This is a genomic window from Thermocrispum sp., assembly GCF_002919275.1.
GTDB lineage: Bacteria > Actinomycetota > Actinomycetes > Mycobacteriales > Pseudonocardiaceae > Thermocrispum > Thermocrispum agreste.
Genome location: NZ_PKFA01000066.1, coordinates 1 through 17,751 on the forward strand (window position 1 = coordinate 1; position 17,751 = coordinate 17,751).

Annotated in this window: 19 protein-coding genes, 1 tRNA gene and 1 pseudogene; 6 read left to right on the forward strand and 15 right to left on the reverse strand. The window is 68.0% G+C overall.

What is annotated here, in order from left to right:
* The coding region (locus tag CXP56_RS17530) for a DUF6541 family protein (RefSeq protein WP_353744570.1) at positions 1–509 on the reverse strand (509 nt) is incomplete at its 3' end.
* A 313-nt stretch (positions 510–822) separates the two neighbouring features.
* Between CXP56_RS17530 and CXP56_RS17535 the strand changes: the two genes are divergently transcribed.
* Together CXP56_RS17535 and CXP56_RS17540 are read left to right on the forward strand one after the other, a co-directional pair.
* Positions 823–1,359: a phosphatase PAP2 family protein gene (locus tag CXP56_RS17535; RefSeq protein ID WP_028848330.1), complete on the forward strand. Its 537-nt coding sequence runs from the start codon at positions 823–825 to the stop codon at positions 1,357–1,359.
* Between the two features lie 4 nt (positions 1,360–1,363).
* Positions 1,364–2,260 carry a decaprenyl-phosphate phosphoribosyltransferase gene (locus tag CXP56_RS17540; RefSeq protein ID WP_051310435.1) on the forward strand — a complete coding sequence of 299 codons (897 nt, stop codon included), beginning with the start codon at positions 1,364–1,366 and terminating at the stop codon, positions 2,258–2,260.
* A 124-nt stretch (positions 2,261–2,384) separates the two neighbouring features.
* Here the strand turns inward: CXP56_RS17540 and dprE2 are convergent, their stop codons facing one another.
* Together dprE2 and dprE1 are read right to left on the reverse strand one after the other, a co-directional pair.
* The gene (gene dprE2 / locus CXP56_RS17545) at positions 2,385–3,140 is read right to left on the reverse strand and encodes a decaprenylphospho-beta-D-erythro-pentofuranosid-2-ulose 2-reductase (RefSeq protein WP_028848332.1); all 756 of its coding nucleotides are present in this window, start codon (positions 3,138–3,140) and stop codon (positions 2,385–2,387) included.
* A 52-nt stretch (positions 3,141–3,192) separates the two neighbouring features.
* The gene (gene dprE1, locus CXP56_RS17550) at positions 3,193–4,554 is read right to left on the reverse strand and encodes a decaprenylphosphoryl-beta-D-ribose oxidase (protein ID WP_028848333.1); all 1,362 of its coding nucleotides are present in this window, start codon (positions 4,552–4,554) and stop codon (positions 3,193–3,195) included.
* 43 nt (positions 4,555–4,597) lie between these two features.
* On the opposite strand from dprE1, the gene CXP56_RS17555 reads away from it, so the two are divergent.
* Positions 4,598–5,032, forward strand: a complete 435-nt coding sequence (locus CXP56_RS17555) for a GtrA family protein (protein WP_028848334.1) — start codon at positions 4,598–4,600, stop codon at positions 5,030–5,032.
* 166 nt (positions 5,033–5,198) lie between these two features.
* Here the strand turns inward: CXP56_RS17555 and CXP56_RS17560 are convergent, their stop codons facing one another.
* The 10 genes and pseudogenes from CXP56_RS17560 to CXP56_RS17600 form a co-directional block, all read right to left on the reverse strand.
* On the reverse strand, positions 5,199–6,170 hold the full coding sequence (locus CXP56_RS17560; RefSeq protein WP_028848335.1) for a Rieske (2Fe-2S) protein: 972 nt from the start codon (positions 6,168–6,170) through the stop codon (positions 5,199–5,201).
* Positions 6,171–6,387: 217 nt separating this feature from the next.
* On the reverse strand, positions 6,388–7,068 hold the full coding sequence (locus CXP56_RS17565) for a TetR/AcrR family transcriptional regulator (protein WP_169725259.1): 681 nt from the start codon (positions 7,066–7,068) through the stop codon (positions 6,388–6,390).
* 71 nt (positions 7,069–7,139) lie between these two features.
* Positions 7,140–8,786 (reverse strand): carboxylesterase/lipase family protein, encoded by a 1,647-nt coding sequence (locus CXP56_RS17570; RefSeq protein ID WP_286902009.1) that lies wholly within the window; start codon positions 8,784–8,786, stop codon positions 7,140–7,142.
* Between the two features lie 9 nt (positions 8,787–8,795).
* A complete protein-coding gene (locus CXP56_RS17575) occupies positions 8,796–10,175 on the reverse strand; it encodes an MFS transporter (protein ID WP_286902010.1) in 1,380 nt (459 codons plus the stop codon).
* A gap of 725 nt (positions 10,176–10,900) precedes the next feature.
* The gene (locus CXP56_RS17580) at positions 10,901–11,497 is read right to left on the reverse strand and encodes a hypothetical protein (protein WP_028848337.1); all 597 of its coding nucleotides are present in this window, start codon (positions 11,495–11,497) and stop codon (positions 10,901–10,903) included.
* Positions 11,498–11,608: 111 nt separating this feature from the next.
* Positions 11,609–11,911, reverse strand: a complete 303-nt coding sequence (locus tag CXP56_RS17585) for a DUF2510 domain-containing protein (RefSeq protein WP_286902011.1) — start codon at positions 11,909–11,911, stop codon at positions 11,609–11,611.
* Between the two features lie 536 nt (positions 11,912–12,447).
* Positions 12,448–13,296, reverse strand: a complete 849-nt coding sequence (locus CXP56_RS17590; RefSeq protein ID WP_245566693.1) for a hypothetical protein — start codon at positions 13,294–13,296, stop codon at positions 12,448–12,450.
* Positions 13,297–13,311: 15 nt separating this feature from the next.
* Positions 13,312–13,398 (reverse strand): annotated as a pseudogene (locus tag CXP56_RS19115) (DUF2510 domain-containing protein); the annotation flags it as partial.
* A 959-nt stretch (positions 13,399–14,357) separates the two neighbouring features.
* Positions 14,358–14,549, reverse strand: coding sequence for a DUF397 domain-containing protein (locus CXP56_RS17595; RefSeq protein ID WP_286902012.1), 192 nt, complete (start codon positions 14,547–14,549; stop codon positions 14,358–14,360).
* Positions 14,528–15,286 (reverse strand): helix-turn-helix domain-containing protein, encoded by a 759-nt coding sequence (locus CXP56_RS17600; RefSeq protein ID WP_286902013.1) that lies wholly within the window; start codon positions 15,284–15,286, stop codon positions 14,528–14,530. Before CXP56_RS17600 ends, CXP56_RS17595 begins: the two co-directional genes overlap by 22 nt.
* Positions 15,287–15,386: 100 nt before the next feature.
* Between CXP56_RS17600 and CXP56_RS17605 the strand changes: the two genes are divergently transcribed.
* Positions 15,387–15,575 (forward strand): hypothetical protein, encoded by a 189-nt coding sequence (locus tag CXP56_RS17605; protein WP_286902015.1) that lies wholly within the window; start codon positions 15,387–15,389, stop codon positions 15,573–15,575.
* 17 nt (positions 15,576–15,592) lie between these two features.
* On the forward strand, positions 15,593–15,811 hold the full coding sequence (locus CXP56_RS17610) for a hypothetical protein (RefSeq protein ID WP_286902017.1): 219 nt from the start codon (positions 15,593–15,595) through the stop codon (positions 15,809–15,811).
* 612 nt (positions 15,812–16,423) lie between these two features.
* Here the strand turns inward: CXP56_RS17610 and CXP56_RS17615 are convergent.
* On the reverse strand, positions 16,424–16,981 hold the full coding sequence (locus tag CXP56_RS17615; protein ID WP_286902018.1) for an NUDIX domain-containing protein: 558 nt from the start codon (positions 16,979–16,981) through the stop codon (positions 16,424–16,426).
* A 165-nt stretch (positions 16,982–17,146) separates the two neighbouring features.
* Between CXP56_RS17615 and CXP56_RS17620 the strand changes: the two genes are divergently transcribed.
* Positions 17,147–17,650 (forward strand): tyrosine-type recombinase/integrase, encoded by a 504-nt coding sequence (locus tag CXP56_RS17620; RefSeq protein ID WP_286902019.1) that lies wholly within the window; start codon positions 17,147–17,149, stop codon positions 17,648–17,650.
* A gap of 18 nt (positions 17,651–17,668) precedes the next feature.
* On the opposite strand, the gene CXP56_RS17625 is transcribed toward CXP56_RS17620, so the two are convergent.
* Positions 17,669–17,744 (reverse strand) — tRNA-Lys (locus CXP56_RS17625).
* Positions 17,745–17,751: the final 7 nt, after the last annotated feature.

Consider the following 17,751-nt stretch of genomic DNA (forward strand, 5'->3'; position numbering starts at 1 on the left):
TTGACGCTGCTGACGCCGTAGAGGCCGCCGTCGCCGGTTTCGGCGATGTAGCGGATGCCGTTGGCGTGGAACACCGGGTCCCACCGCTGCGGGATGGCGTCCAGCTCGCCTTCCGCGGCGGCGATCAGCACGACGGACGAGACGACGAACGCGATCCCGATGCAGGCGGCGACGCCCAGGTGCGCGTTGCGGCCCCAGTTGGGCAGCAGCCCTTGCGCTGGCCGTTCGCGCTCCGGCCAGCGGCTTTCGACGAACCGGCGGATGGCGTAGACCACCGCGGCGAACAGCACGGTGCCCGCCAGCGCCGTCCAGATGGTGAACGGGATGTCCAAGCCGGCCATCCACGGCCCGGTCAGCCCGTGCACGGTGTAGCCGAACAGCGGGGCCAGACCGGCCAGCGTCCAGCCGCGCAGCCCGGCCGTCAAGCCCACCGCCAGCCCGGGCACCAGCAGCACGACGAAGTAGGCGACGACCGCGGCGGTGAACAGCCAGATCGAGTCTGAGGGCATCGGTTGTGTCTATTCCTCGAGGTGGTCGCACTTTCCGGACCCGGCCGCCCGCCTGCGTGCCCCACGCTTGCGACCACGTCGGTGGCCGAACAGCGGTGCGAGCCCGGTCGAGCACGTCGCACCCGGTACCCTGGGCGCCCGTGAGCTCGCTGACGAACTTGCCACAGGATACTGAAGGCGAGTTCGGCGGCCCCTGGTGATCGCAGCCGATGCTCTGCGGCGCGGCTGCACGATCGTGCCGAGCACGCCGACCCGGTCGGTGACGCCGGTGTCGCGGCGAGCCGGAGCGGGACCCGCCTGAGAGGTGTCAGGAATGCTGAAGAAGGATCGTGGCCGTCGGCCGCGCGAACTGGCGCTGCTGGCAGGCATTCAGCGTGCGCTGGACAAGCCGGGCGTGGTGCGTGCCGCCCGCGGGCTGTCGCACTTCGGCGAGCACAGCATCGGCTGGTTCGCGGCGGGCCTGGTGGGTGCCGCGGTGGATCGCAAGCGCCGCAAGGAGTGGCTGACCTCGGCCGCCGGCGTGGTGGCCGCGCACGCGGCGTCCATCGTGGTCAAGCGGGTCGTCCGGCGTCGACGCCCGGAGGACGAGAGCGTCAAGGTGCTGGTCGGCACGCCGAGCAAGCTGAGCTTCCCGTCGTCGCACGCGGCGTCCACGACCGCGGCGGCGGTGGTGTATTCCGAGCTGACCGGTCGCAGGCTGGAGCCGGTGCTGGTGCCGCCGATGCTGGCCTCCCGCCTGGTGCTCGGCGTGCACTACCCCAGCGACGTACTGGCCGGGGCGGCGCTGGGCGGCCTGGTCGGTGCCGTGGTGCGCCGCAAGGTGAGGAGCAGCAGTGACCGAGCAGGCTGAAGACGTGAGCACTCGACCTGGCAAGTCGGCGGGCGGGCTGGCCGGCGGTCTGCTGCGGGCCGCCCGGCCCAAGCAGTGGGTGAAGAACGTCCTGGTGCTGGCCGCGCCGTTCACCGCGAGCAGGCTGGCCGACGTCGCCGTGCTCCGCGACGCCGGGCTGGCGTTCGTGGCGTTCTCGCTGGTCGCGTCGTCGGTGTATCTGATCAACGACGCGATCGACGTGGAGGCCGACCGCGCGCATCCGACCAAGCGGAACCGGCCGATCGCGGCAGGCATCGTGCCCGTCCCGGTGGCCTACGTCGCGGCGGGCGTGCTCCTGCTGGCCGGGGCTGCCGTGGGGTGGGCGGCCAGCTGGCAGCTGCTGGTCGTGCTCGGCGTGTACTGGTGCATCCAGCTCGGCTACTGCCTGGGCTGGAAGCACCAGCCCGTGATCGACCTGTGCATCGTGGCCTCCGGCTTCCTGCTGCGTGCCATCGCCGGTGGCGCGGGCACCGGGATTCCGCTGTCCCAGTGGTTCCTGCTGGTCACCGGGTTCGGCTCGCTGTTCATGGTGGCGGGCAAGCGGTACGCGGAGATCATCCTGTTCGAGAACACCGGCGCCGAGATCCGCTCGTCGCTGCGCAAGTACTCGGCGAGCTACCTGCGGTTCGTGTGGGCCACGTCGGCGGGCGTGATGATCATGTCCTACGCGTTGTGGGCGTGGGACGTCCGCCCGGTCCTGGGCGACTCGGTCTGGACGGTGGTGTCGATCGTGCCGTTCGTGGTCGCGGTGCTGCGGTACGCGGTCGACGTGGACCAGGGCAAGGCGGGCGAACCGGAGGAGATCGCGCTGCGCGACCGGGCGCTGCAGATCCTCGGCCTGGCCTGGGCCGGTTCGCTGTTCGCCGCGATCTACCTGTAGCCGAACGGGCCAGCGGGCCAGCGAGCGCAGCCGGGCGTGGCGCCGGGCTGCCTGCCTGCGGCAAGGCGCGTCGGTCGGGCTTCCCACCCGTGGCCGCGGGTAGGAAGCGGGCGCGTCCCGGCGATCAGATCGGCAGCTTGCGGAAGATCGGACGCGGCACGTGCCGCAGCGCCGACATGATGAACCGGAACTGCGGCGGCGCCCACACCAGCTCCTTGCCCTTGCGTGCGGCGGCGACCGCGATGTCGGCGACCTCCTCGGCGCTCACTGCCAGCGGCGCCTCGGCCATGCCCTCGGTCATCTTGGTGCGCACGAATCCGGGTCGCACCACGGTCACCCGCGGGCCGAACGGTCGCAGCGCCTCACCGAGGCCCAGGTAGAAGCCGTCGAAGCCGGCCTTGGTCGATCCGTAGACGAAGTTGGACCGGCGCACCCGTTCCCCGGCGACCGAGGACAGCGCGATGATCCGGCCGTGTCCCTGGTTCTTCAGCCGCTCGGCCAGCGGCACGCCCACGGAGACCGCGGCGGTGTAGTTGACGTGCGCCAGCTGCACGGCGGTGGCGTGGTCCTGCCATGCGCGCTCGGCGTCGCCGAGCAGGCCGAAGGCCACCACGGTCACGTCGATGTCCCCGTCGGCGAACGCCCGCGCGATGACGTCCGGGTGCGAGTCGGTGTCCTCGGCGTCGAAGTCCAGCTCGACGACGTCGTTGCCCGCCTCGGCCAGGCGCTTGGCCGCCGCCGTGCGGCGTTCGGTCGGCCGGGCGGCCAGCACGATGCGCAGCGGCCGGGCCGACGCGTACTTCTCCGCGATCGCCAGTGCGATGTCCGAGGTGCCGCCGAGCAGCAGCAGCGACTGGGGGTTGCCAACGGCGTCGATCACGGTGGTCCTTCCGTCGATGGTGTCTTGCAAGCCTAGAAGGGGCCGGGTGCGGTCACAGGCCGAGCCTGCGGGCCTGGTCGGACATGAACACGCCCTCCGGATCCACGGCCTGGCGGACCTTGCGCCACTGGTCCAGCCGCGGATACATGCGGGCGAACGTCTCCGCGGACAGCCGCGAGTCCTTGGCCAGGTAGAGCCTGCCGCCCATGGCCAGCACCCGTTCGTCGAGTTCGGCGCACAGCCGGTCCAGGCCGTCCTTGATCGGGAAGTCGACGGTGATGGTCCAGCCCGGCATGGGGAACGACAGCGGCGCCCGGTTGCCTTCGCCGAACCGCTTGAACACGTTGAGGAACGAGACGTGGCCGGACTCGGCGATGTGCCGCACGATGGCGCGCAGCTCGTCCTCCTGGCCGAACGGCACGATGAACTGGTACTGCAGGAACCCGCGCGGGCCGTAGGCGCGGTTCCACTCCCCGATCAGGTCCAGCGGGTGGTAGAACTGCGTCAGGTTCTGGATCAGCCCTCGTCCGCGCTTGGGCGTCTTGCGGTAGTACAGCTCGCCGATCGCGCTGAACGTCAGCTTGTTGGCCAGCCCGGGCGGGAAGATGTCGGGCAGCGTGAACAGCTGGGGGGCGTCGAACTTCAGCGGGTTGCGGCGCAGCTTCTTGGGCAGCTGGTCGACGGTGGCCAGGCTGCCGCGGCCGAATGCCGCCCGGCCCAGCCGGTGGTCGGTGGAAATGGAGTCGAACCAGGCCGACGAGTAGTCGTAGGTGTCGTCCGAGCCGTCGGAGAACAGCTCGATCGTCTCGTCCAGGTTCTCGGTGCGGTCGGTGTCGGCGATGAAGTACGCCGTCTCGGTGTGCTTCATCGCGATGGTGGCCCGCAGGATGATCCCGGTCAGGCCCATGCCGCCGACGGTGGCCCAGAACAGCTCGGAGTCCGGGCCGTCCGGGGTGAGCGTGCGGACCTCGCCGTCGGCGGTGAGCAGCTCCATGGACACGACGTGGTTGCCGAAGCTGCCCGCCGAGTGGTGGTTCTTGCCGTGGATGTCCGAGGCGATGGCACCGCCGATGGTGACCTGCCGGGTGCCGGGCAGCACGGGCACCCACAGGCCGAACGGGAGCGCGGTCCGCATCAGCGTGTCCAGGCTGACACCGGCGTCCAGCACCACGTGGCCGGAACTGGCGTCGATGGAGTGGATGCGGTTGAGCCGGGTCATGTCCACCACGACCCCGCCCGCGTTCTGCGCCGGGTCGCCGTAGCTGCGGCCGAGGCCGCGGGCGATGACGCCGCGCGGACCCGCTTGCTTGACCGCCTTGATCACCACGTCCGGGTTGTCGGCGGGGACGACCTCGGCCACCGTCGGGGCGGTGCGCGCCCAGCCTCTCAGCGGCTTGCGTTCTGCGGACTCCACGCCCGCCAAGGGTAGTGAAGCTGCGGAGCCTAGACTGCACGACGTGGCGTTGGCGGTACCGGGCAAGGAGCGGCTGCCGGGGCAGTTGCTCCGGTTCGTGCTGGTCGGCGGCTTCTGCGCGCTGCTGGACTACGGCTCCTACCAGCTGCTGCTGGCGCTCGGCATGGACGGGCCGGGGCTGGCCGACCTGGCCCGCGCGATCAGCTTCGTCATCGGCACCAGCACCGCCTATGTGCTGAACAAGCGGTTCACGTTCAACGCCACCGGCGGCCTGAAGCAGGTGAGCAGCTTCATCCTGTTGTACGGCACCACGTTCTTCATCGCGGTCGGGGTGAACCGGCTGATGCTGCTGGCGTTGCCGGACACCTCGTGGCGGAGCACGCTGGCGTGGGTGGTGTCCCAGGGCGCCGCGACCACGATCAACTTCGTGATGCTGAAGCTGGTCGTCTTCCGGGAGAAGCGCGACTCGGCGGAGTAGCCATGCTTGCGGCCGCAGAGTGCTCGGCGGGGTGGCCATGACTGCGACCGTCGAGTGCTCGGCGGGGTAGGGGTAGCCATGCTTGCGGCCGCAGAGTGGCCGCGGCGTCCTGTTGCCCGCCCGCACCGGATCCCGGCAGCGGCAAGTCCTGCCGGAGCAGTCGCCGCTACGTGGGGGGAATGGCCGCCGTGAGGGTGCCCTGGCGGTGCACCAGCGCCGTGCCGCCGTCGACGTTCTTGATCAGCACCTTGACGCGGAAAGTGCGACTGCAGCCGTTCCCGGTTGCGACCGGCACGCTCCCGGAGTGGAACACCACCACGTGGTGGATGTCCCTGGTGATGTTGGTCTTGCGGCCGCTCTTGCTGGGGAAGTAGTGCAGCGCGCAGTACCCGGAGCCGTCGAGCCGTAGCTGGCCGACCACCATCCGGCTGTTGATGATCGTGCCGTAGATCTTGGTGTGGCCGGTGCACAGGTACTCGCCGGTGACCGGGTCGAAGCTGCCGCCGACCGACGTGCAGGTGGTGACGTAGGCGTCGCCGGACGCGCTGAACGAGCGCACCCCGGGCGGCGCGGTCCAGGTGAGCACGTTCTCGTCCGTGGCCTTGCCGGGAAAGAGCAGGTGCGAAGGCTGATCCGGCTGGAAATGTTGCGCGGATGCCGGGTGCAGGGGCTCGGTGACCTGCAGGAAGGAGTTCCAGCCGACCTTGAGGATGTTCGACGTCGTGTTCGTGCCGGACGGCCGTGGCCGCCCGGTGCCCACCCACAGCAGGCAGCGGTGCTGGCCGGGCTGCCTCGCGGTGTACGTCCAGCGCGGCTTCTGCACGTAGGTCTGGCCGCGCAGGATGTTGCGCACACCGTAGACCTGCTCGTACTGCTTCTCGTCCACGTCGACCGGGCCGCACTTGATCGCGTGCCTGCCGACGATCATCACGTCGGAGGCGCTTTTCGGCACGATGAACTCGAGCTGGCCGCGCAGGCGACGCTGCTCACCGGGCAGGGTCGTGGTGAAGCGGACCTCGAAGATCGAACCGGAGTCGTTCCGGTAGGCCAGGTAGGTGCGTGAGCGGCCGGCGAACTTGTCATGGACGTCGATGTCGTAGGCGAGGGCGGACGGTGCGGGCAGCAGGCCCAGGCCCATCAGGCAGCACGTGACGATGCCGAGTGCACGACGCGATACGCGGCGAAAACCTCTCACGCCCGCCTAGTCGTTGCCGCCAAATGGATCATTACCGACCCGGCCGAAAAGACGGAAACTCTCGCCTGTTCGGGCAATCACCGCTGGTCAGGTGCGTGGGTCGGCGCATGCCGGGTGCGATCGTGAGCATTCGCGCCGACGGCTGGCAACGCGGGTCCGTTCAGCTGCCGAGTTCCTCGCGGGCCTCGTCGCGCAGCGCGGTCAGCGCGCGTCGCACCTTGGGGGAGTCCGGCAGCACGGCGAGGATCAGCGGGCTTGCCGTGTTCGGGTCGCCGGCCAGCAGCTGCCGCACCCAGTCCAGTCCCTGCCGCAATTCGCCGAGCGCGTCCGTCTTGCCGTCGCTGCGGGCGAAATTGCTCAGGGCCGACCGGTGCATCGCGTCGATCAACGACGACAGCGCCATCGGCAGAAACGGTGGCGAGTCCTTCGGCAGGTGCTTCCGCAGATACGCCCTGGTCAGGGAGACGTAGCGCTCGTTCTCCAGCACTTCCCGCTTGCGCAGTTCCGGTACCACCCTGGTCAGCCGGTAGCGGCGCAGCACCAGCTCGGGATGCTGCAGGAAGTCCAGCATCACCGCTTCGGTCGCCGCCATCACCACTTCCACCGGTGACCGGCTGGCCGTCGGCTCGACCAGGTGCCTGCTCAGCAGCTTCAGCCGCTCGGTGTGGTCGGGGAAGGCCAGTTCGTCCTTGCCGTCGAAGTACCGGAAGACGGTGCGCCGGGAAACCTGGGACGCGTCCGCGACGGCTTCGACGGTGACGCATTCGTATCCCTGTTCCAGGAACAGGGCCATGGCGGTTTCGGCAATGCGGTACTTGGTCTCCAGGGCGCGCGAGGCCACCACTACCGCATCACCTCCCCAGTGGTCGTCCGTCGGTCGTGCCTCGAGTTTATGGCCCCGCGCGCCCCGGGTTACCGTCCGTGAACCTCCGTTTCGACCGAACCGGGCACCGCCGTGGCGTGGTCGTCGTCGGCGTCGAGCACCATGCTGTGCGGCCATGGCCGCCACTGCGCGCCGAGGCCGCGGTGCTGCGGTGTTCCGGTGCGGATGAACGAGCGGATGCTGTCGGTCATCAGGTTCGCCAGCTCGATCCGGCCGGGTGCGTTCTTCTTGCTGAACGCGAACCGGAAGAAGCCGTCGTCGAACGTGTGGAAGACGAACGGCAGGTCGATGGCGTGCACCGAGCCGTACACCTGGTCGAACGGCGCGGGCTGTTGGTTCCAGCCGAACTGGTAGTAGTACAGCCGCCGGTGGCCTGCGGCCCGCAAGGTGTTCATCGAGTCGTGGATGATCCCGGTGAAGATGAGGTCGGTCAGGCCCTGAGCCGCGTCGTTCCATCCGCCGGGCTTGTCGACCGGCAAGAACTCGTCGTTGATGAAGTCCCGCACGGTCAGCTCCGACGGCCGGTCCGGGTCGAACTGGTATTGCATGGTGAACCGGTCGTAGTCGCTGGGCCGGAAGGCGTTGATCAACCCGCCGAAGAGCTTGCCTTCCTCGAACGTGTTCCCGGCGAGCACCGGGACCTTGTGGTAGTGGCCCGCGGCGACGGCGGCGTGGTAGTCCTCCGGCAGCACCGTGCCGTCCGCGATCACCTTCGGCGGATCGCCGATGCGCGCCCCGAGCCGGACCTGTGCCCGGATCAAGTCGTCGGCAGGCATGGATCGCAGCCGCCGGGCGACCTCGCGGTCATCGCCGTAGACGGGGCCAAGGGCTTCCCGGACGAATTCGTCGGCGTAGTCGCGCGCCTGCTCGGGGGTGGCGAACTGGAAGCCGCCGCTGAGCGGAATGGCCTTGTGAATCAGGCCTTTGGTGAGCGGTGAGACGAGCAGCGCCCACACGTTGACCGCGCCCGCCGATTCGCCCATCACCGTGACGTTGTGCGGATTCCCGCCGAAGGCCCGGGCGTTGTGGTGGACGAAGCGCAGGGCTTCGATCTGGTCCAGCGTGCCGAAGTTCCCGGAGTCGTCGTCCGGCCGGACGGTCTGCAAGCCGGGCAGGTCGAGCCAGCCGAAGACCCCGACCCGGTAGTTGATCGTGACCACGACGGCATCGGCCTTGCGGGCCAGCGCTCGGCCGTCGTACATCGGGTCGGCCGAGTAGCCGACCATGTTGCTGCCGCCGTGGATGAAGACGATCACCGGGAGGTTCGTGCGGTTGGTCGCCGGGCGGTAGACGTTCAGCGTCAGGCAGTCTTCCGCGCCGACCGGCTTCTTCAGGCCGTCGCGGATGTCGAGGTCGTAGTGCGGGCCGTTCGGCGACGGGCTGAACATCCGGCCCTCTTGGATGCAACCGTCACCGAAGTGGCGCGCCTGCCGGACGCCCGGCCACGGGCGGTGCGGTACCGGGGCGCGCCAGCGCAGCTTGCCTACCGGGGGCTCGGCGTAGGGGATGCCGAGCCAGGAGTAGGTGCCGGTGGTCGTGCTTTCGTCTATGCCGGCGACCAGCCCGAGCGTGGTCATGCGGACCACCGGTGAGGCGTGTGCCTGCGCAGGCAACGCGAGCGTTGTCGTGCCGAGGAGCAGGAGCCCCAGCAGAACGGTGAGAACCTTGCTGCGCATGGATCCCCCTCACTCGGTTGCGGCAACTGTGGCGGTCTCGCGCTGGGCCGCTTCGCGTGCGGCCTTCGCGTCCTCTTTGTGCACGGCGACCTTCAGGACCGGCAGGAGAAGCAAGCCGAGCACCGCGCTGCCGATGAGGACGGCGGAGGTTCCGGCCGCACTGCCGTGTTCCTCGGCGAAGCCGTAGAGGTAGGGGCCGACGAACCCGCCGAGCAGGCCGAGCGTGTTGATCAGCGCGAGCCCGGCGGCGGCCATCAGCCCGGCCATCCGCTGCATGGCCACCGACCAGTACAGCGGCAGGATGCCGATCAGCAGCAACATCGCCAGGTCGATGAGCAGGATGCGGGCCACCGCGCCTTCGGAGAGCGTGTAGGCGACGGCGACGACGACGGTGGCGGCGGTGACGTAGGTGAGCAGGCGCAGTTCGTTGCGCATGCGGCGCTGGAGCCACGGGATGACCAGGACGCCGATGAACGCGCCGATGCCCACGCTGCCGCTGACCAGGCCGATCAGGAACCGCCCTTCGACGTGCACGCTCTCCACGATGGACGGGAAGTTGTACTGGATGACCACGCTGTTGATCTGGTTGGCGAAGTAGATCAGCGACAGCGCGATGATGAAGGGACGGCCGAAGGCGATCTTCATGTTGCCGCGCAGCCTGTTGTGGGCCGGGGCGGTGCGCACCACGGCGCGCTCGTTGAGCAGCTGGGCCTCCCGCTCGGTCAGCCACGGCGCGTCGTCCGGCTTGTCCGGCACCAGCCGGTAGACGAAGTAGGCGACGACCACGGTCAGCGCGCCCTCCACCAGGAACATCCACTGCCAGCCGTACATCCCGGCCAGGCCGTCGAGTTCCATCAGCGCGCCGCCCATCGGGCCGCCCAGGGTGAGCCCGGCGCAGACGGCGAAGTAGATGATCCCGACGATGGTGGCCCGCTGCTGCTGGGCGAACCAGACGGTGACGACGTACATCAGCGCGGGGTAGAGGCCGGCTTCCGCCGCGCCGAGCAGGAAGCGGACGATGTAGAAGGTGATGTCGTCCTGCACGAACATCATGCAGGCGCACAGCGTGCCCCAGGTGACCGCGATCCTGGTGATCCACCGGCGCGGGCCGACCCGGTGCATGATCAGGTTGCTGGGCACCTCGAGGAACGCGTAGCTGAGGAAGAAGATGCCCGCGCCCGCGCCGAACGCCGCGGCGCTGATCCCGACGTCGGCTTCCAGCGAGGTCTTGGCCAGGCCGACGTTGGTGCGGTCGACGAAGGCCATGAAGTAGACCAGGCACAGGATCGGCAGCAGCCGCCATGCGGCCTTGCGGCTCGCCGCGGCGTGCTCGACGTCTTCGGGGCTGGGGTCGGTGTTCGTGGCTGTTGGTGCGTGCTGGGGGTCCACCGTCGCCTCCCGGTTTGGCACTTGATGACAGCTAGATGGCACTCAGTGCCATGCACTGTGGCACACGTCACCGGGTCACCGCAAGGGGTGATTGCGGGAAGTGTGTGCGGGGTGACGCAAGCAGCTCTCCACGGCTTCGCCGGTGTCCGCCTGCCGCGCCAGCCCACCGCTTTCCAGCTGGCGCACCCCACCACGTGGCAGACGATGCGGCGCAGGCACCCCAACCGCTGGCGGCCCCGATTTTGCGGTTGCCGGTCGCCGTGGACCTGACTCTCACCGTCTCGGCAACGAGTGATGTATTGCTGACTCCCTGGGTATGCCCGCCCACCCAGTCACGGCGTCGTCCGCCCGGGCGTGGATAGCCACAAGCTCCCTCGGTACGTGCGGCCCTCGACAGGCGCCGCCCGCCCGAGCCTGGATAGCCACCTCGACCCATCGCAGCTCGGCCCGCTTGAGGGGCGTCGCCCGCGCGGGCATGGATAGCCAGCCCTGGCGTTGCCCGCCAGCGGCCACAGGTGGCAGCGACCGTTGCTGAACCGCCTGACGAGCGGTCTGTTGGCCGTCGTCAGTAGGCCGTTGCTGGCGACGTTGGTCGCCCACCGGGTGCCTTGCGGCGGCGGACTTGGTTGCGGCCGGTCGGATGGCTGGCTGCGGGCATGCCCATCAGCACGCTCGGTCGGGCGACGCTGTCGTCCTGGTGGCTGGAGCCGATGCGTACCGGCCCTTCAGCGCCGCAACGATCGGGAGAGGGCGGGGTCGACGTTCATCGTCAAATCCACGGCGATCGGCAATGTGGCGAGCATGGTCGCCAGCGGCTCGGGCGCCCGTGTGGCGAGGTCGACGACATAGCGGCCGGCCGCCTTGCTGGGCCGGGCGAACGGACGCCAGTTGTGGTAGGAGCCGATCTTGATCAGCCGTCCGATCTGCGTGCCGCGCGGGTCGTTGATGGCGAACTGGGTCGCCCGCATGTCGGCCGCTCGCACCTGGGCGATGGGGTTGCCCTGGGCGGAGATGCTGAGCCTGACCTTTCCGACGATGTTCTCCTGGTGCACCTGACCGATTTCGAATCCGTTCATGGCGGTCACGGTGACGACGCTTTTGGTGCTCTTGCGGTGCGTCAACCGGCCCCAGCGATTGCCCTGCGCATCGTGCAAGTCGATGAAGTCCGTGGCGTTGTGTCGCATGGCCTCGCGGGTCGAGGCGGTCGCTGACGGCGGGGAGATGTCCTCGACGCAGACGGCCAGAAGGCGACCGCTGGAGGAGTAGATCTCGTACCGGTAGCCGGTCACGTGGTCGTCCGATGTCTGCTCGGTGACGAGCACGGGCTCGCCGGTCAGCGTGCCGTCACCAGGGCGGGGCGGGACCTGTGCCTCGGCCAGCAGTGCGTGCAGCGCATTGAGATCAACCTGGTGAGCATTCGCGCCGCCGGTGGCTTACATGGCGGCGTGGGGACCGTTCGGCGCGGACGGCGTCAGCCCTGAGGCGGAGATGGTGGCTTGTGGAGCGTATGCGTTCTGCGGGCCCGATGCGGTGTGCGTGACCTGGGGATTCGATGCTGCGTGCTGTTGGGCGGAGGGTGTCGTGGCTCCTGCGGGCTCACCTTGTCCGGCTTGCGGCGATGCCTCGTTGCCCACCACGCCGTTGTTGACGATGTGGGTGGTCCACTGGTTGCCGTCCCAGTAGCGGAGTTGGTTGCGTCCGGTCGGGTCCTGGTACCAGCCCGGCTGCGGTTGCATGGCGCCCACCTCGATGATGTGCGTCGGCTGGCAGCCTAGTCAGGATTGCGCTCCGGTATCCGCTGTGTGCTCGAAGCGTCACAAGCCGTTGGTCCGCTGTGTGGGTGGAGCCGGGTCGAGTGGCGGAGGGAAGTCCACCGCGTTCGCGTTGGTCCGTTGTGTGGGGTGGAGCCGGTTCGACTGGGGCGATGCCTACAGATCTCCTCTAGATACGGCCGCTGAGGCGCAACCGGGATTCGCGGGGCGTGCTGTGGTGCCTGGAAGGTGCTGCCCGAATAAGCGGAGGGTTCGCGGGGCTGCCAGACGAACTGGATTGCTGCGTCCGGGTGGTGTGTGGGCCTCGTTGCTCGTCACGCCGTTGGCGGCGATGCGGGTGTCCACTGGGTGCGGTCCCAGTAGCGGTGTTGGTTGCGTCCGGTCGGGTCCCGGCGCCTGCCAGCGGTTGAACCGCCGCCCTCGTTGGTGTGCGTCGGCTGGCAGCCTGCCGGGCTTCGTGCCCGTCCGCTGTGTGCCACATACCGGAAGCGGCACGGGCGCTAGACGGATGGGTCGGCCTCCAGCGACAGGTCGACGACGATCGGAAGGATGGGAATGACGCTGGCCAGCGGCTCGGGCTGACGCTGCGGCAGGTCCACCACGTACGGGCCGGCAGCCTTGGTACTACGGCCGAAGAGGCGGACGTTGGCGTCTGGGCCGACCCTGATCATTTTGGCCAGCTTGTTCTCCTTGGCGTCCACGATCCAGAACAACCTCGCCCGGCGCTCCGGGGAGTACAGCATGGCGACGGTCTTCTCGCCCGCCACGATGTGGAAGATGAATCGTCCGTAGGCATTCTTCTGCTGGACCTGCGCGATCTCGGTGCCGTTCTGGCCGACGAGGGAGAAGAAGCCTTCGAGGGGTTGCGGCCTTCGGTGGATCAGCCGCCCCAGGAGGTTGCCGTTGGGGCCGCGCAGCTGGAAATGATCGGTGCGGCCGCGCTGGCTCGAGGCGTTGGCGTCGGTGGCGCCCTCCGTGGCACACACCGCCAGGAGTTGACCTGATGCGGAGCAAATGTGGTACCGGTAGGCGGACTTCTCGTCGGCTGTTCGAGCAACGACGAGAACGGGTTCGCCCGTGAGTGTGCCGTCTCCGGAGCGGGGCTGGACCTCCGCCTTGGCGAGACTGTCCTTGAGCAAGGTGGGGTCGATGCCCGCTACCCGGCTCGTGCTGGGTTGAGCTCCCAGGGCAGCCGAGAAGCCGCCAGCTTGGGCAGGCGGCTGGCCCTGACCGGCGTCGGCCGACGGCTGCGTGGCAGAGCCACCGGATTCGTACGGCTGGTGTGTGGACGTGCCGGCCGTCGCGTAACTCGCCGGTGGCGCCTGCGGCTGAGCGGCCTCATCGGCCATCACGCCGTTGTTGGAGACGTGGGTGGTCCATTGACTGCCGTCCCAGTAGCGGAGCTGATTGCGGCCCGTCGGGTCCTGGTACCAGCCGGCTTGCGGTTGCATCGTGCCCCCATCCACGGTGTGCGATCGCAGCAGCTGGCAGCCTAGCCAAGGACCTGTGAGCGCGCCGCTCGGCAGCAGGCAGCACCACACACGCGGATCGCGACGACGAGTGAACCGTGATGCGGTTGCCGTAACGGACGCACGTAGTGGCCGTGTGCCTTGGATGTGGCCGCGCGACTCTCGTGCATCCGGTTGCCCGGTGCTGAGTGCTCAACGAGTGGAGCTGGCACCGCATCCGACTTCGCATACTTGGCCGGGTTGGCGACGGAGTTCCGTACCGCACGCGGCTGCCAGTGGGCCGGGGTTCGTGTTCGGCAAAGGTGAAGTTCGGCGGCCGCCGCTATGGCTCGCTGTCCCTCTGAACTGGAGTTTTGTTGGGTCGCCCGGGGCTCGACCCCGGAACCTGCCCTGCCCCGTCACGCACCAAGGTGGTGGTCGATAGGCACGGTTCTGTTGGCTAGGCGATGTCGTCCCCGACCACGGCCAGCACCTCGGCGATGCGCGCTCCGGTGGAGAGCATCCCGACCATCAGGTCGTGCAGATCGAGCCAGACCGCTGGCGCGGGCCAAGGCTACGGCCCTGTTCGTCGAGTGCTGTCGGCCGTACGCTTCCAGCTTCTCCAGGAGGTCGTCTCGCTGCTCAGGTCCGACGCCTGGACCTTGCGTCGGTCCGGCGCAGTTCCTTCGCCGACCTGACGGGGTTGCTGGTCATTGCTCCGTGGCGTACGGCGTAGCCGAATACATCGCTGAGTACGTTCCGGACAGACTCTCCGCCGTTGAGTAGAGACACGCGAGGACGGCTGGTCGGATCTGAAGGTCCTGTGATTTTCGGTGCGGGCCAGCGCCTGGGCTGACGGAAAGTCAACTGGTGCGAGGGCAGGCTGTCCGGTGTGCAATGAGGCCCGCATCCTTCGGGGTGCGGGCCTCATTTTGCGTTAGGCAGTCACTAGACCGAGGAGTCTAGAACTCGCCGTTGGTCACGCCGCGCTTGAAGGCGTCCCACTCCGCGTGCGTGAAGCGCAGCACGGGGCCTTCGCGGTCCTTTGAGTCACGCACGTACACGCCATCGTCGTGGATCGCGACCTCGACACAGTTGCCTTGCGTACCCGAGAACGAAGACTTGCGCCAGTTCAGTTGCTTCGTGTTTTCCACTGCTCCGCCACTTCCAAGATCATCTTGCGGGACTGCCGTTGGGGTAGTGCCTCGCCACGGAGCTCATCCCAGCGACGACCCAGCCGTGCTGTTGTGTCGTTGTCGTCTAGGACTAGCCCCGTTGCGGGTGTCTCTACGTACGCAAGCACCCTATCGTCTACCCGCGCGAGCACGAAACTGCCGTCCACGCCAAGGTAGGTGTCCGCCCCGGTCGGGAGAATCTGCACGCAGGCTGGGGACTCGGCGAGACTCACCAACTGCTCGTGCATCGTCTGGCTGTCGCCGACCTGGCGGTGCAGCACCGCCTCGTCGAGAACGATCACAACCTCGGGTGGGGCGTCCCGCGCGAACACGCGTTGGCGTTCGATGCGCGCCTCGACCGTGTTGTCGTCGCCGAGAAGCGCCATCGCGTACGCCTTGGTCTGCATCAGGCCCGGCACGACGAGCGGTTCGTACCAGCGAATCTCGGACGCCTGGTCCTCGATGTCGGGCCAGGGCCGGAACCACGGCGGCACGGCGTCATGTTGCAGCAGCCCTTTCCGAAGTCGGCTGAGCAGCCCGTCAGTCTTGAGCACGGTGTCTACCGCGTTGGCGAACTGCTCGCTCGGCTGCTTGTTGCCCGACTCCACCTTCTCGATCAAGCTGACAGAGAACGCGACAGCCTCCGCGAGCTGTTCTCTGGTCAAGCCTGCTTTCTCTCTGGCGCGCCGCATCTCGCTGGCGAATAGCCCCGCCACCCTCACTTCCCCTTGCACTACCGCTCGTTGATCTTGCACACACCCACCGTGTGGGCGTGGTCTGTGTCTCAGAGTAGCCGCCCCGACACAAGATGACTCCATGACGTGGAATTCGGGGCCGTGCCTGCCCCACGGGGGGATGCAGATCATCGTCACCGACGCCTACCCGGAGAAGGTGATCGCCATCCCTGACGACGAGGTGCGCGCGGACGAGGCGGAGCGACAGCGTGTCGTGATGGACGAGAGCGTTGAGCTGCCCCACATGGCGAGGGAATTGCACCAGCCGTGAGGGATGGGTGGCGTTCGATGCTGGCCGAGGTTGCCGCCGTCAACCCCGGCCTGGTCTCGACCTTGAACGTGCTGGAGGGGCACCTCAAGAACGGCCCGCTGCCGCCCGCGCCGGCGCTCCGGGGCTATGGGGAGTACCTCGTCCGACTCGGTTCGGCAGTGGTCAGCTACGCCGACGAGTGCATGCGCGGGGACAGCAGGGAGCACAACGCAGGAGGAAGGCCACGCCAGCTTTGACGGGGGCTTCTACCTACCGACCTCAGGCCACGGCGTGGAGTCCAGGGCGGTGGGGAGGCGGTTGCGGGATGGCACCCGACCGTTGTGGTCCGGGTGCCATCCCGCACGGCGAGCCAACTCACGTCGGCCTCACAACGCGGCGTTCGTGTCCCAGACGTTGACGTCGAACAAATGCTCGCCAGCGGGTGATACGTGGCTGCGCTGTGCGCCTTGACCTGGTTCCGTTGTGGTCGTAGCAGGCGATCTTGACGGTGCCAAGCTGTCGTGAGGATAGGCACCTGGATGAGGTGGCGTGCGGGATCGGCGCGAAGCGGGGTTGACGGCGCCTTGGCCGGCTTTGACCATGGCGGCGGTCGCGGGGATGGGGCGTTCACATCGGCAGCTACGTGTGCAATCGTTCTGTACATCCTTTTGGCGGCCACACCGCGCACCGGCGCGCGTGCCCGACGGTCGTTGGCGCGGGCCGCCGTCAGTGAGCGCTCGCAGTCGGGCGGCCCCGCGCGCCCGCCCGGTGGGGCGGCTTGAAGACGTACAGAAAGTTCTCACAGTGTTCGCCGCCAGCAGCATGATCGAAGATGTTCATCTCGTCTGTGTTCAATTTGGTCGGGCTGTTCAGGGGCGGCCGAAGTCTGTGTGGCGAGGTTGTCCCGTTTGCAGTGCTTCGATTGCTTGTTGGAGTCGGCGATATTGGGCGGGCTTGAAGAGCCGTTGAACGTCTTTGAGATGGAAGAATTGGTAGGACTGGAGTTCGTCGGGTGGTAGTTCGATGCGGCTGATTTGCTCTTGATTGAGGGCGCCACCGTCGAAGATGAGTTGGAGGCTGTCGCGCCACACGCCTTGGGCTGAGACCCAGTCGACGACGAGCGGGCCGCGTAGTGGGATTTCGAGGCCGAGTTCTTCGCGGAGTTCGCGTTCGCAGGCCTCTCTGGGGGATTCGTTGGCGTCGACGACGCCGCCGGGGATCTCGAGGGTTGGTTTGTAGACGGGGGTGACGAACAGGATCCGGCCTTCGGGGTCGCGAATGATGGCGCCGGCGGCCACGGTCTTGGCGGGGATGCGGCTGGCGATGCCGGGGCGGAACTCCTTCTCGGGCTCGCCTTCGGCTTCGAGGTCCTTTTGTCGCTGAGCGGCCCTCGACTGTGCGTCTTGCTGGGTGATGTGGTTGGTCACGGTTCACCCGGCCAGGAGAAGACGGGCGCGCTCACGGAACTCACGCACCTTTGGCTGCTTGCTGTGCGGCTTCAACTGTGCATCCGACTCTCGGATCACCTGTAGCGACCGCCTTGGCTGCTGGCGACTGCTTGATTCAGCGGCATCAAGTGCGAGCGTAGCTACTTGCTCGATGTCGCGGTTGAGCACGGCGACCTTGGCGAGCTGGCCCGTGCCGTATACCCGTCGCCGAGGCTGATCGGAGGCGGCATCCCAATCCCGCTGGCGAACTGGGTGGTGGACATGCTGCGTGACCGACGCGCTCGGATGGCGGCAGCACAGGGCGTGCGACCCGGAGAACTCACCGGCTGGGTGTTTCCGAGTTCGACTGGCACGCTGCGGGAGGCGAACAACCTTCGCCGGGATTGGCGGGCGTTTCGCAAGCGGCACGACATCGGCGACTGGTTCACTCCGCGCACGTTCCGCCGCACGGTGGCCACGCTGATCACTGATGCGCTGCCTGCCCGCGAGGCCAGTGATCTGCTTGGCCATTCCCGGGTGTCGCAGACGACCGACACCTACGTGGGGCGCAAGATCCCTTCGCGTCGAGCCGCCGAGGTGCTCGGTGTCCTCGGCGTGGAATTTAGGGGCATTAAAGGGACAGTTCAGGGTGATGAGGCTAGTTCCTAAGCCTCTGGCCTGGGGTTTTGGTGGGTCGCCCGGGGCTCGAACCCGGAACCTACGGATTAAAAGTCCGCAGCTCTACCAATTGAGCTAACGACCCTCGTCAG